Source organism: Pedobacter foliorum (assembly GCF_013266735.1).
Classification (GTDB): Bacteria; Bacteroidota; Bacteroidia; order Sphingobacteriales; family Sphingobacteriaceae; genus Pedobacter; species Pedobacter foliorum.
The window spans coordinates 529,140-543,281 of the sequence record NZ_JABSNU010000002.1 but is presented as its reverse complement, the minus strand read 5'-3'; the positions used below and the strand labels follow the sequence as shown (position 1 = coordinate 543,281).

Sequence of the window (14,142 nt, the reverse complement as noted above, 5' to 3'; positions counted from 1 at the left end):
AAATCCGAATTACTTATTGAGTTATTTTAAGAATATCTTTTGCATTTGCTTTAAAATAAAGGTTACCACTTGCATCAGAAACAAACTCAACAGTAGAGTTGTAATCGTTAAGATCTACTGCCGGGAGCTTTAAAACAAATGATCCTAATGATGCAGATGTTCCACTTCCATTTTTAGTTTTCCGTATCATCCAGGTTTTACGAACAGACCCTGCAATGTAAGAGTGATCAAGCATCACATACATGTTATCATTATTGTCTGTAGCGTATTTTAACCACCCTATTTTTTGGCTGGTACTGAATCTTTCAGCATCATCAGCATTAAATAAAGCCTGAAGAGTAAAGTCGGTATCAGCATAAGTTCCGGTTTCCAAATTCCATTTAATAAATTTGCATTTATTAGCTTCATCTGCATTAGTGGTTGTCTGCGTCATGTATGCAACACCTCCCATATGTATGGCTCCCCCATCTTTCATTTGCAGTCCTATTAAAGACGAACTACCTACTATCCGTTCGCCTGTTGAAGTGTATTTAAGATCCGGTCTTAAACAAATCTCATTTTTAGAATTGACAAAAAAGTAATAGGCACTTGTTTTATTGGCCGTTGTTGTTACCCCCTTTACTAATTCGGTTACAGTAGCGCCATCTTGACTAATCTTATAAACATTGTAACTCAGATCGCCATTGTATTTTAGGGCATAAACATTTCCATTAGCATCAGATGTAAGTTTTTGAATAGCCGATAAACGTGTATCAGCAGTTAAAACCTCAGGTCCTGTAGCCCCTGCCAGATTTACTTTATATATTGTGGTCCCGGTCTGATTTAGGATACTATAATCTGTATAATAAATGATATTCTTTACCTTATCCAGATACATCGTTCCTATTTCTTTTGCTGCCGAAGCTATTTTACTGAATTTAAGACCACCAGATACTACCTGAATATAATCAACACTACTGCCACCCGTTACGTCCCCCTGGGTAATTGTAAAAGTAGTATTGAAGCCAGTTGCCGGAATAGCATCAATACTATTAACCGAAATTTTTATACCACCTGTAATTGCATTTGCAGGCACTTCTACAGTAAGTGTAGTTGCGGTTGCCGTTTTAATAGTTGCCAATACCACTGTACCGCCGGTATTGGTAGCAAAAAACACTTTATTATCGCTAATTCGCGTACTAAAGTTAGTCCCTGTAAGTGTAACCACATCACCGGTTTTACCTTTTAAAGGTGTCATTGCAGTAAATGTTGGAGTTGGCACCTTCGGATTTATGGTACTTCCGTCAGGATCTTTATTAACAACTACATTTCCGTTAATGGTTACCTTTAAATCTCCTGGGTTTAGGCTCTCTGGCACACTAAATTTAATCTCTGTAGCTGTAACATTTGTAACGTTTATTTCAGTGGTTCCAATAGCAACCTTTACACTGGTGGCTACATTACCAAAACCTGATCCCGTAATGGTAACAACATCGCCGGGTTGAGGGTTTTTAGGTTGTACATTTGTAATTTGTGGAGGATCCGGCTGAGTATTTTCAGCTTTTTCTTTTTTACAAGAATACATAGTCCCGGTAATCATAACCAGGATCATAAATAGTTTTAAGAGGTTTGATAAAGATGTTTTCATGATCATTAATTTTCTTATCAAAATTGATAAGTAACCTATGATCTGACAATAAGCAGGAATACTAATAATGATAGGTATATATACCTACTGTTCTCATTAACCAAAACGCTTGTAAAACCATTGTTTTACCAATTCAGCAGAAAAGATATACAAAGCAACAATGCCCAACATTGCAAAATAGAATTTCAAAGGTAAAGCAGTAAAGCCTAATAATGAAGCAAATGGAAACAGTGGAAGGAATATAGCAAAAGCAGCGACAGCCAAAGTAGCCCAAAGTAAGTATTTACCGGGTTTACTTTGTAAAAAGCTTTTTCTGGTACGCACAACCATAACTATCAATGTTGCAGATACTACAGATTCAATAAACCATCCTGTCTGAAATTCTTTTTCCGCTGCATGAAAGAAAAACAGTAAAACGCCGAAAGTCAGGTAATCAAAAACGGAGCTTAATATACCAAAGAACAGCATAAATCGCTTAATAAATCCAATATCCCATTTTCTCGGCTTGGCTGTCCATTCCTCATCTACATTATCCGTTGCAATAGCCATCGAAGGGATATCCGTCATGAGATTAGTTAACAAGATTTGTTTTGGCAAAAGTGGCAGAAATGATAAAAACATTGAGGCGCCAGCCATGCTAAACATATTTCCAAAGTTGGCACTAGTTGCCATAAAGATGTACTTCTGAGTATTTGCAAAAGTACGACGCCCCTCCTTAACTCCTTCTATAAGCACATTTAAGTCCTGATCTAATAAAACGATATCTGCGGCTTCTTTGGCCACATCTACTGCGGTATTTACCGAGATACCTACATCCGCAGCATGCAGTGCTGATGCGTCATTAATACCATCTCCCATATAGCCTACTACCTTTTTAGCTTTTTTTAAGGCAAGAATAATTCGTTCTTTCTGATTTGGTTCAACCTCAGCAAAAATATCAGTTCTTAATACGCGATGACGGAAAGCTTCATCACTCATTTGCCTTAATTCTGATCCGGTAAGAATTATTGCATCCTTCATCCCAACTTGCTCACTCATGCTCTTTGCAATAAGCGCATTGTCGCCCGTAATTACCTTTAAGCTAATGCCTAATTTATTTAAGGATTTTATCGTTTCAGACATTCCTGGTTTTGGAGGATCAAACAAGGTAACAAAACCTGCAAAAACCATATCTTTTTCATCCTCTTTATGAATTGGGCCTCTACTATCCCAATTTTTATAAGCCACTCCTAAAGTACGGTACCCTTTTGCACTTAACGCTTCATAGGTCTGTTCAATTTTAGCAGCTATCTCTGCTATTGGAACGAGTTTACCATCTATGTTTTCTGCTTGACTACAAACATCTATTATCTGATTTACCGCTCCTTTAGTAATAAGTTGCGGCCCAGTTCCATTTGAAACCAACAGAGTTAAGCGTTTACGGATGAAATCGTAAGGAATCTCATCCAAGCGCTGCATTTCTTTATAATCTTTTAAGTCGAGTCTTGAAATTGCTTCATCTATTGGGTTCTTAAAACCTTGTTGTAGGGCAGAATTTACTTTAGCTAATACGAGTACTTTTGTGCTTTCATTTCCATCACTATCAAGACCTTTATTTACAGTCACATTCCCTTCTGTTAAAGTTCCTGTTTTATCTGAGCACAGAATATCAATGCATCCAAAGTTTTCAATCGAATTAAGACGTTTAACAATTACCTTTTTTTGAGCCATGCGACTAGCGCCCTGAGCAAGGTTTATTGTTATGATTGCAGGAAGCAATTGTGGAGTAAGACCAACGGCTATAGCAAGCGTAAATAACAGGGAGTCCAATACGGGTTTGTGCAAAAACATATTAACTCCAAAGATCAGAATAACCATAATTAGAGTTATTTGCATCAAGAAATAACCAAAACGCTTAATTCCGTGTTCAAATTCTGTTTCAGGAGAACCATTTTTCAAGCTTAAACTTACATGCCCAAATTCAGTATTCATACCTGTTCCTGCCACAATTCCTTTTGCCGTACCACTAACCACATGGCTTCCCATGAACAGAGAATTAGTGCGTTTTGCCAATGCAGTATCGGCAGCCAACACCGCCGCCTCTTTTTCTACCGGAAATGTTTCTCCGGTAAAAGCCGCTTCATCCACAAACAACTCATTAGATTCAAGTATTAAGCTATCAGCGGGTATAACATCACCAGCACTTAGCAATATGATATCACCGGGAACAATTTCTTCAACAGGAATATCTTTTTCTTTCCCATCTCTTAATACTGTTGCTTTTATACGAACCATTGCCAGAAGCTGAGCTACTGCATTTCCGGCACTTCGCTCCTGCCAAAAACCAAGCATACTGCTAAAACAAACTATAATAATTATAATGAGTGCATCAACATGATCATCTAGGAAATAAGATAAGCCGGCAGCAATTATTAGGATAATCGTAATCGGACTTTTAAATTGTCCAAGAAACAATAAAACATCATTTTTTTTACCTGAAGATTCCAGAGAATTAGCACCGTATTGTTTTCTTCTCTCTGCAACTTCTGTTTCTTTCAATCCTTCGGCAGTAGTATTAAGTTGCTTCAGCAAAGCATCAGGTTGCAATGTCCAAAAATTAGTTTTACTATCTGAAATATCTCTTGGTTTCATATTATAGTATTTAATTTATCAGGAATCTACTTCCTTAAAGACAGACAAAGAAGAAATGTAATGAACGCTTATATAAAAATATACATTTAAACGAAACTAAAAGAATATGAATATTCATATCTAGCTATCGAACAGATTGGTAATAATAGAAAATATTAATAATTTTATACCACATATCATGGCAAGTAAAGAAGTTGTAGTTGTCCCCTATTCCAGCAACTGGGCATTAATATTTCAGGAACTGAGCAACACATTCAACGTGCATCTAAAAGATTTCATTATTGGAATTGAGCATATTGGCAGTACCTCTGTACCCGGACTTTCGGCAAAACCAATTATTGATTTAGACATCATCATCGAGGATAAAACCAATTTCGAAGAGATTATCAGGATATTAAAAGAGCTTGGATATAATTATCTGGGAGAAATGGGTATTGTTGGCAGAGATGCTTTTGAAAGAATCTCAGATTTAAGTCCGGTAGATGGTTCAGGTAGACGATGGCTTAGGCACCATTTATATGTTTGCACCCAAGATAGTATGGGCTTAAAAAACCATATTCTTTTTAGAGACTATCTTCGCTCAAACCAGAAAGTAGCATTAGAATACGGAGCGATAAAAATGGAGCTCGCTAAAAAATATCCTTTTGACATTGATAGTTACATTGAAGGAAAAACCGACTTTATCATTTCTATATTAGCAAAAAATGGTTTTGACGATAAAATACTCAGTAGTATAAAGCAACAGAATAAAACTTCCTAATACAACAGATGCAAGAACTAATTTCGCCTTCAGGAGAACAGCTACTAAGTGTAAAGGAAGCAACTTACAACGACCTCAGTATACCTGCTCAGTCTACTATGTACACGGTATTGTTCATTAAAGAAGGAAAAGGGTTATACCATGCCGACTTTGGTATTTTTCCTTTAACTGCTCCTGCTTTGTTATTTTCTACACCTTTGCAAGTCATCTATCTTGAAAAAGCGGAATCGGTAAAATGTACGCAATTACAGTTTCATGGCGATTTTTATTGCATTGAATTTCACCGTACAGAAGTGCGCTGCAATGGGCTGTTATTCAATAACATTTACATAGATCCAATTGTAGGATTAACGGAAAAAGAAGCAAAAGTTTTTGAATCAGTGATAAGTGATTTGAAAGAAGAACTGAACCACGAAACCCTTTCTGATATCGTGCCACGTGCCTACCTCCAACTCTTTTTAGCCAAATCGAGCAGCATCAAAATGAATGCAATTTCTAATCAGGATAGCGAAAGGGATGAACTTATGGAGCGGTTTAGTCAGCTACTGGAAGAACATTACCTCAGCTTACGTAAACCGGCAGATTACGCCGAATTACTTTCCATGTCGAGGGACAACTTTACCAGACGTTGCACCCGATACTTCAGAAAATCTCCTTCCCAGCTAATTCAGGAAAGGTTGATACTTGAGGCAAAAAAACAGCTCCATTTAACCCGGCAAAGCATTAAAGAAATTGCCTATAACTTGCAGTTTCAAGATGAATTCTATTTTAGCCGGGTATTTAAAAAATTCACTAAAGTATCTCCGCAAGGCTTTAGAGACAAAACAGGTATCTCAATTGTAGCGGATATGTCCAAGGATTAGCCCCTTTTGTCCATGTTCCCCTAACCAACATAGCTATAGATTTGCTTAAAAATCAATAGCATGAAAAATTCTATCATAAATACCATAGCCAATCTGGATCAATTGGGGAAAAATGCAATCCGTTTTGGAATTGTTGTTGTTTTCCTTTGGATAGGAGGCTTAAAATTTTTCGCTTACGAGGCCGATGGTGTTGTTCCATTTGTAGCAAATAGCCCATTTATGTCTTTCTTCTATAATCATCCTGATGACTATAAAACCCACATGAATAAAGAAGGAGAATTGATACCGGCTAATCATCAATGGCATATTGACAACAATACTTACGGATTTTCTGCAGGCTTAGGAATATTCCTGATTACACTTGGCCTATTAGTAGCATTACATAAGGTAGCTCCTTTAGCAAGCATGATTGGTAGTGGTTTGATATTCCTGATGTCATTAGGTACCCTGTCATTCTTAATTACTACACCCGAAAGCTGGGTACCACACTTAACAGATGAGCAATGGGGATTCCCTTACCTTTCTGGCCGTGGACGACTGGTTATTAAAGACATTGTGATACTTGGTGGAGCGATCATTACAATGAGCGAGTCTGCAAAGCTCTATCTTCAAAGAAAGAACAATAACTAATTTGGCCTCATAAACCTAAACGACAACGCTGTTCCTGTGCCCAATAAGGCACCGGCAGCTACATCTGTAGGATAATGAACGCCTAAATATAATCGCGAGAAACTAACCGAACTGGCCCACAAATATGCCGGAGCTACTACATACCACTTCGGATAAGCTTGCGACAAAGCTGTAGCCGTTGTAAACGATGTAGAAGTATGTCCTGAGGGAAATGAATAATGTGACGGTTGATAAACTGCATTAATCTTAACATTTGCAAGAAATGGTCGCGGACGTTTAACAGCTTTTTTGACCAGCATTGTAACAAGGACATTTACTGCTGAGCTACTAAATATGTAGAAAGCATTTTGCCTCATTTCCTTGTCTTTACCAATTACTCCGGCTGCAAATAAACCTACCGGAACACCAACGTTAACTACATCATTGTTATTAGATAGGAACATGAAAAAGCCAGTTTTCTCTGGCGTCCGTGTTTCAGAAAGCCCTATAAGTATCTGATCATCTAATCTTTGTAGTCCATTCTGCGCAAAACCACGAAGTGGTAATAAAGACATTAAACCAATTTGAATTACCAGTAAGTATTTAAAGTATTGTGTTTTCAATGGTTGCTCCTCCTTATATTGCTAAGTAAACCTGCACTAATTATAATTCAAAATAACAGTTACTTTCTGAATATACAATCATAAGCGCATCACTTAATTTAAAATTATTGCTTCCTGATCCTGGTCGCTCACCATTTCTTTTAAAAAGATTTCCTGAATTTGTTTCACCTCTTCCATGTACATCGTTTTCTTTCTGGTGCCAAAATAAAGCGTATTCTCAATTACATTATATCCTTCCCAAATTTGCTTTACATTACCAGAGTCGAGCTCTTTTTTAGACAAAAAATCAGGGATAACAGCCACGCCATTTCCACCACTTAAACAGCGGATAATTGAACTCATGTTAGGCACAATATAATTGGGTTTAAAGTCGGGTCTTTTACCAAAGTTGATATGCCAAAACCTACGCAAATGCTCCATATCGCCAGTTGTACCGTACCAGGTTTGGCGTTTTAACCAATCCTGTATACCATTTAGATCTTTGCTTTTCAGTAAAGGATCAAGCTCTTCAGTTGATGTTTTTGAGCCACCAATCACTACAATTCTTTCTTTAAAAAACGGGGTATAAACCAAGCCTTTATAATCGCCTTTATGAGGGGTAATAATCAAATCCAAAATACCATTATCCAAATCACTTAGCATTTGAGGATAGTCGCCAAATTTAATGATCACATTAAACTCTAAACTTGGTAAATACGATTCCAGTGTAAACTGAAAAGTTTCGAAACACATACCTATACTTATTGTCGGCTTTTCCTTTTCAGCACTTTTATGAAAATGTCGCTCCGCCTCTTCTAACTTACAAAGTGACTCCTGTATATAGTTGTAAAGTATCTTTCCACGCTCTGTTGACACCATTTTACGTGAGGTACGATCAAATAATTTGTAGCCAACGTACGACTCCAAAGAACTTAAATGCAAACTCACTCCCGGTTGCGAAACATACAATGACTCGGCCGCACCTGTTAGCGTTCCGGTTTCATAAATAGCCTTAAAGGTTCTGAACCACTCTAAATTAACCATAACAATCTATCATAATTATAATACAAAGATATGATTTATATTATTTTAATAGTAATAGATCTTACCGTAATTTTGTCATCACAATTAAGAAGTAAAATCAATTCTATTAAAATGGAAACAACAAAAATATTTGTAATTAACGGCGGACAGGTCTTTGGACACTCTGGAGGCCGTTTTAATAAAACAGTTTTTGATACCACCCGTCAGTTTTTTAATGACAAAGAAGGATTTGAAATCAGGTCTACAGATGTAAATGAAGATTACGATCCAAAACAAGAAGTTGAGAACTACGTGTGGGCTGATATCGTTATTTACCATACCCCTATCTGGTGGTTTCAGGTACCTCACGGATTAAAAAAATATATTGATGTAGTGTTCACGGAAGGTCATCAAAGTGGAATTTATCATAGCGACGGGCGTTCATCTCAAAACCCGGCCATCAATTACGGCACCGGTGGTATGCTACATGGCAAAAAATACATGGTTACATCATCGTGGAACGCACCAAAAGAAGCATTTACATTGCCAGGAGAGTTCTTTAATGAAACCAGTGTTGATGATGGCGCATTATTCGGTTTTCACCGCATGAATGCCTTTACAGGAATGAAACCACTGCCAGGTTTGCACTTTCACGATGTAGAAAAGAATGCTAATATTGCAGCTGATCTTGAAAGATACACTAAACACTTAAACAACATTTTTATAAACAAAGCACATGAGCATTTACTTAACAGCAATCTCCAGAGCGAAAGCACAACACATTGATCAGTTTAAAGCACTCTTATTGAATCTGGTTGTAGAGTCCAGAAAAGAAGAAGCCTGCATTCAATATGATCTTCATCAATCAGCAGAAGATCCTGCTCTGTTCATCTTTCATGAAGAATGGGCAAGTAAAGAAAGCTTAGAGCTGCATAACCAAACGCCTCATATATTAAATTTTATTAAGGAGTCTGCAGATATTATTGATGGTAATGTTACCATACATACCACAGAAAAAGTTGCCTGACATTAAATAGCTATCTCAGATAGCGCAACAAAAGAATAAAAAACAATGGAATACAGAAAATTAGGGAAAACAGATTTAAACTTATCAGCTATTACTTACGGAGCTTTTGCAATCGGCGGAAATATGTGGGGAGGAAATGAGAAACAGGATTCAATCGATGCCGTTCATGCATCTTTAGATCATGGAGTTACCAGCTTGGATACTGCTCCTTTTTACGGTTTTGGTTTAAGTGAAGAACTTATTGGCCAGGCAATTAAAGGTAAAGACAGAAGTAAGATCCAGCTATTAAGTAAATTTGGTTTAGTTTGGGACGGTAGCAATAACGGAAAAGGCGAGTTCTTTTTTGACGCTAACGATGACGGAAGAACCGTTCCTATTTATAAATACGCTGCAAAAGCAAACATTATAAAAGAGGTTGAAGAAAGCTTAAAACGATTGGGAACAGATTACTTAGACCTGTTACAATTACATTGGCCAGACGCTACCACGCCAATAAGCGAAACTATGGAAGCGCTTGAAAGCTTGATCCAACAAGGAAAAATCAGAGCTGCCGGAGTAAGTAATTATAGTCTTGATCAGCTAAAAGAAGCAGAAAAAACGATCTCTATAGCTTCAAATCAGCTTCCTTACAGCATGCTTAACAAAGCAATTGAAAATGACATAGTTCCTTACACCGTTGCCAACAACATCGGTATTATTGCCTATAGCCCTTTAGAAAGAGGCTTGCTTACCGGTAAATATTTTAAAGAGGCTACCTTAAAATCGGATGATCACAGAAACGGTTACTTTGGTCAGTTTGATCCTGAAAAAGTAAAATCATTTCTGAATGCGATAGAGCCTTTGGCAATAAGCAAAGGCACTTCATTATCTCAATTGGTGTTAAAATGGACAACATTGCAACCGGGTATCACTATAGTACTTGCAGGTGCAAGAAACGCAACACAAGCTATTGATAATGCAAAAGCGATCAACATTTCTCTTACTGAGGATGAACTTGCCTTAATTAATACTGAGCTAAAGAAAATTAATTAACTTTAATAACCATCAAAAAGAGCACCGGAACTAATCCAGTGCTCTTTTTTCTTTTTTCACCCTGTGCAAAATTACTGCTGCATCAATAGAGTGAGACTTATGGATATCATGATCTTCCTCAGCTATATCTGAAAGTTTTTGATAGTACTTATGGAGAACATCCAGTTCTGATTCTGTTAAGTCCTCAATATCAACCATCCTGTTACTGGCATGTCGGCTTGCAGCTATCAATTCGTTTAGCTTAAGCTGAATGGCTTTAGAATCTTTATTCTGAGATTTCTGAATCAGGAAAACCATCAGGAACGTAATTATTGTTGTACCCGTATTGATAACCAATTGCCAGGTATCAGAATAATTAAAAATGGGCCCCGATAATACCCACACAATCACAATTAGAAATGCCACACAAAAGGCTATGGGACTGCCAGTCCAGTTTGTAATTTTTGTAGATGCTCTTTCAAAGATGTTTCCTGATGTATTTTTCATAATGAATGATAATGTTAGACGTTTAAAACCTTGCTTAAATCTAATGAAATAAAGCCGTTTTCATCAATCTCTTTTAGTTAATGCAAGTATTTTTAAATAAATTTAAATCAAGATGTTACATATTGACTATATAAGCATCTAAAGTCAGTATCTTCATCCTTAGAAGAACAATATCCGAAATGAAAAAAATCATATTAGACGTTTCCGGAAATAAAGCACATAAGCTTGAGGTTGATTCAGCAATCTCCTTTAAACCATTCATCAGCTACCTGAAAGAAAGGGTGAAAAGCGAGAAAACCGTAAAAAATCTATTGTATAAAACGGCACTTAAAGAGTTTAAAAAATATGATGTAGAGGAAGCTGACATACCTCTTGAAACCATACATAAATATGAAAGCTTACTTGAAAGCATGTATGCCTGCCTTACCCCTGCGCTTACGACTGAGAATAAATTGGCATGGGGACTTTGCTTTCCATTACAGCCCATCACTTTTTATGGTACAGAACTGATGTACCAGCTGTTAGAAAACAAGAAAAATGATAATGATGACTATGTGGTCTCAAAAACGCCTGCAGAATACCATAAAGAGCGCTTACAGCTTGTTTATTCATTTATTTTAAAGGAACTGTACAACTTCCATGTACCTGTAAAAACGCATCAATACCATGCGGGTATTAAAACTGATACTGGCCTTTCAGGCTATTTCCATGTAGCTATTAACACCGATTTTATAGAGGTTACTCCCAAAGGTGAGTTACCTCCTCTCAATTTTAGAGAGCTTCAGCAATATATTGGAGAAAGTTCCAGTTATGAGATTCTCGAAAAAGTTTTGCCACTTGATCTTTTTAGGTTCAGAGGTATATCGGTAATTACAGTTTCTGATGTAACCGCAATACAGGCTGTAGAAAACATAAAAAACATACGACTTACCCGCACTCCCGGTGACCAGGATGAGACTTATAATGGGGTAATCCAATCTTTAAAAACAATAGTTCAGAATAACAAAATTGAGTTCGACCTATTTCCTTTTGTAAGGGTAAACAACAAGCCTGTTTACGGTAATGTAAAGGGTGGCACCGGAATACTATTTTCGGTATGGGGCGAAGATAATTTAGATCCCGAAACATTCCAACAGTATGCTGAGGGTTATTCTGCAAACCCAAACTCATTCTTTTCTCCTGATATTTTAGAAGAGGATCCGGTGGTATTTCACTGGCTTCATAATTTTGTAAAACTGGGCGTTAAATCTCTGGCCCTCACTCCTGTTTTTTACGACCACGTAATTGTGGGCGTTTTGGCTGTACATACCTGGGAGGGAGAAACATTTGACGAGAAAACCCTTGCCTTATTGGAACCTGCTATTGCCCCAATAGCACAATTACTGCAGATCTACATTGATGAGTTTAACCTGGAGCTGGAAAACATTATAAAAGAGAAATTTACCTCCATACAGCCTTCTGTTCAATGGAAATTTAACGAGGTGGCCTGGCACCATCTGCATGACAAAAAGAAGCATTTACCTGTTAGAAACGAAGACATTAGCTTTAAAGATGTGTATCCTTTTTATGGGGCTATCGACATCAGAAACTCTACAATTGAACGAAACACGGCCAGCAAAGCGGATCTGAGTCACCATTTAAGTTTACTTTCTGAGACATTGGATATTCTTAAAAACCAACACTACTCGTCTTTAATGGAGGAGATGCTTTTCAATTCTCGGAAATGGCAGCAAGTATTGTTGCTAGAGACATTGAATACTCAAGAAGAGAACAATATTAACAGTTTTTTAAGGGAAGAATCAAGCGATTACTTGTTCCACTTATCTCAGCAGGACCCTAAAATTAAAAAGCTAATTGACGAGTATTTATTAATCACCAAAGCTGTTGATGGCGATGTCCATAAAAACAGATATGCGCTGGAAGTTTCTATGCAGATGATAAATACGGCTATTAATAACTATTTCGAAGCCGAAAAAGAGAAGTTACAGGAATCTTATCCTTGTTATTTTGAAAAATTCAGAACCGATGGTGTTGAGTACGATATTTATATCGGACAATCTATATCGCCCGATAAAACATTTAATCATTTTCACCTCAAAAACCTAAGGCTTTGGCAGCTTTCATCAATGGCTAATGTAGTACGAATGACCCATGCTTTACTACCTGCCATGCCAACAAAGCTATACACAACCCAGCTATTGTTTATCCATAACCATACAATTGACATTAGTTTTAGAGCCGATGAACGCAAATTTGATGTAGAAGGTGCCTACAACATCAGGTATCAGATGATTAAAAAGCGGATAGATAAAGTTCATATCAGAGGTACCAATGAGCGCTTAACACAACCTGATAAAATCGCATTAATCTATTTTAACAAGCGAGATATTGAGGACTACCTGCCTTTTGTTACTTACTTACAAGAAACCGGAGTTTTACATCAGGATACTGAAGAACTTGATTTAGAAGACCTACAAGGGTTAAGCGGATTAAAAGCATTGAGGGTTGGCGTTATACATGCCGATAACACAAACAACATTTAGCCATAGATATGTAAAATACTTGCAAAAGTATTTACTTATGAATATTAGTGTATACTTTTGACTAAATTAACTATTTAGTCAAAACTTATGAAAACTCTTCTACCCCTTTTTGGTCTGTTATTACTGCTAAGCGCTTGTGGTGATGACACCAAGATCCAGCTTAGGGCTCCACAGGCTCAGGTTGCTGAAACAAAAGCAGATAGTGTTGCTGTTATCGCTAAAGACAGCATCAAAACAGATTCAATTAAGGTTCACATCAAGAAATAGTATTGAGGGAGGTTTTATCCCATCAATTCTTTCATGAGCTTATCAAAGTCGGCCTTCATTAAAGCAAGTTCCTCTTCAACTTTTGCCAGTCGCTGTTCCAAATCACTTGCAGGCCTACTGTAACTATCATCTGATGCATCTTCCTGTGTTAAATCAGGCGTACCACTTAGCAAATGAACATAACGCACTTCCTTTTGTCCTGCGCGTTTAGGTAATTGCAAAACATAAGGCATTTCGGGATCTGATAGACGTTCAAGTACAGATTGCACCTCTTCTAACGATTCAAACTCATACAATCTGCCCGAATTGGTATTTAATTCCCCTGGGGTTTGCGCACCTCTTAGCACTAGCAAACAGATGATGGCCACCTCTTGAGGGGTTACCGGGAAAACAATAGCAAAATTGTGTTTATACTTAATGCTTCTGCTAGAACCACCTGTTGCAGTAGAGATTAAGCTCTTTCTTTTTAAAGTATCCAGCGCTAAAATTACCGTCTGATCATCATATTGCACTACCGGTTTACGCGAAGTTTTCTGATTACAGGCAGCTGTAATCGCATTGATAGTCATCGGATAATACTCAGGAGTAGTTTTGGATTTCTCCATTAACACTCCTAAAACACGAAGTTCTTCGGCATTTAAAACAGGCAAGATTTGAGCTGAATCCATTAAG

At 37.3% G+C, this 14,142-nt stretch carries 14 protein-coding genes; 8 read left to right on the top strand and 6 right to left on the bottom strand.

All coding sequences use genetic code 11. The features are described 5' to 3' along the window. Positions 1 to 13: 13 nt before the first annotated feature. Both HQN83_RS06125 and mgtA read right to left on the bottom strand, forming a co-directional pair. Positions 14 to 1,627 (bottom strand): IPT/TIG domain-containing protein, encoded by a 1,614-nt coding sequence (locus HQN83_RS06125; protein WP_173089443.1) that lies wholly within the window; start codon positions 1,625 to 1,627, stop codon positions 14 to 16. 96 nt (positions 1,628 to 1,723) lie between these two features. Continuing rightward, on the bottom strand, positions 1,724 to 4,258 hold the full coding sequence (gene mgtA, locus HQN83_RS06120) for a magnesium-translocating P-type ATPase (protein ID WP_173089442.1): 2,535 nt from the start codon (positions 4,256 to 4,258) through the stop codon (positions 1,724 to 1,726). Positions 4,259 to 4,436: 178 nt separating this feature from the next. On the opposite strand from mgtA, the gene HQN83_RS06115 reads away from it, so the two are divergent. The 3 genes from HQN83_RS06115 to HQN83_RS06105 are packed head-to-tail and all read left to right on the top strand — an operon-like array spanning position 4,437 to position 6,511. After that, positions 4,437 to 5,018, top strand: coding sequence for a GrpB family protein (locus HQN83_RS06115; RefSeq protein ID WP_173089441.1), 582 nt, complete (start codon positions 4,437 to 4,439; stop codon positions 5,016 to 5,018). 8 nt (positions 5,019 to 5,026) lie between these two features. Beyond that, positions 5,027 to 5,881: a helix-turn-helix domain-containing protein gene (locus HQN83_RS06110; RefSeq protein ID WP_173089440.1), complete on the top strand. Its 855-nt coding sequence runs from the start codon at positions 5,027 to 5,029 to the stop codon at positions 5,879 to 5,881. A gap of 60 nt (positions 5,882 to 5,941) precedes the next feature. Continuing rightward, positions 5,942 to 6,511, top strand: coding sequence for a DUF417 family protein (locus tag HQN83_RS06105; RefSeq protein ID WP_173089439.1), 570 nt, complete (start codon positions 5,942 to 5,944; stop codon positions 6,509 to 6,511). Here the strand turns inward: HQN83_RS06105 and HQN83_RS06100 are convergent. Further along, positions 6,508 to 7,065: a phosphatase PAP2 family protein gene (locus HQN83_RS06100; RefSeq protein ID WP_173089438.1), complete on the bottom strand. Its 558-nt coding sequence runs from the start codon at positions 7,063 to 7,065 to the stop codon at positions 6,508 to 6,510. The two genes, HQN83_RS06105 and HQN83_RS06100, sit on opposite strands and share 4 nt — an antisense overlap. A 141-nt stretch (positions 7,066 to 7,206) precedes the next feature. Continuing rightward, positions 7,207 to 8,136, bottom strand: coding sequence for a LysR family transcriptional regulator (locus HQN83_RS06095; protein ID WP_173089437.1), 930 nt, complete (start codon positions 8,134 to 8,136; stop codon positions 7,207 to 7,209). Between the two features lie 111 nt (positions 8,137 to 8,247). Here HQN83_RS06095 and HQN83_RS06090 point away from each other — a divergent pair, with 111 nt between their 5' ends. The 3 genes from HQN83_RS06090 to HQN83_RS06080 are packed head-to-tail and all read left to right on the top strand — an operon-like array spanning position 8,248 to position 10,174. Then, complete coding sequence (locus HQN83_RS06090; protein ID WP_173089436.1) at positions 8,248 to 8,901, top strand: NAD(P)H-dependent oxidoreductase; 654 nt, start codon at positions 8,248 to 8,250, stop codon at positions 8,899 to 8,901. Beyond that, complete coding sequence (locus tag HQN83_RS06085; protein WP_173089435.1) at positions 8,852 to 9,142, top strand: putative quinol monooxygenase; 291 nt, start codon at positions 8,852 to 8,854, stop codon at positions 9,140 to 9,142. Before HQN83_RS06090 ends, HQN83_RS06085 begins: the two co-directional genes overlap by 50 nt. A gap of 45 nt (positions 9,143 to 9,187) precedes the next feature. Continuing rightward, positions 9,188 to 10,174: an aldo/keto reductase gene (locus HQN83_RS06080; protein ID WP_173089434.1), complete on the top strand. Its 987-nt coding sequence runs from the start codon at positions 9,188 to 9,190 to the stop codon at positions 10,172 to 10,174. A 30-nt stretch (positions 10,175 to 10,204) separates the two neighbouring features. On the opposite strand, the gene HQN83_RS06075 is transcribed toward HQN83_RS06080, so the two are convergent. Continuing rightward, positions 10,205 to 10,660, bottom strand: a complete 456-nt coding sequence (locus HQN83_RS06075; RefSeq protein WP_173089433.1) for a low affinity iron permease family protein — start codon at positions 10,658 to 10,660, stop codon at positions 10,205 to 10,207. A 179-nt stretch (positions 10,661 to 10,839) separates the two neighbouring features. Here HQN83_RS06075 and HQN83_RS06070 point away from each other — a divergent pair, with 179 nt between their 5' ends. After that, a complete protein-coding gene (locus HQN83_RS06070; protein WP_173089432.1) occupies positions 10,840 to 13,203 on the top strand; it encodes a GAF domain-containing protein in 2,364 nt (787 codons plus the stop codon). Positions 13,204 to 13,290: 87 nt separating this feature from the next. Then, positions 13,291 to 13,470, top strand: coding sequence for a hypothetical protein (locus HQN83_RS06065; RefSeq protein ID WP_173089431.1), 180 nt, complete (start codon positions 13,291 to 13,293; stop codon positions 13,468 to 13,470). A gap of 14 nt (positions 13,471 to 13,484) precedes the next feature. Here the strand turns inward: HQN83_RS06065 and HQN83_RS06060 are convergent, their stop codons facing one another. Then, complete coding sequence (locus tag HQN83_RS06060; RefSeq protein WP_173089430.1) at positions 13,485 to 14,138, bottom strand: YceH family protein; 654 nt, start codon at positions 14,136 to 14,138, stop codon at positions 13,485 to 13,487. Positions 14,139 to 14,142: the final 4 nt, after the last annotated feature.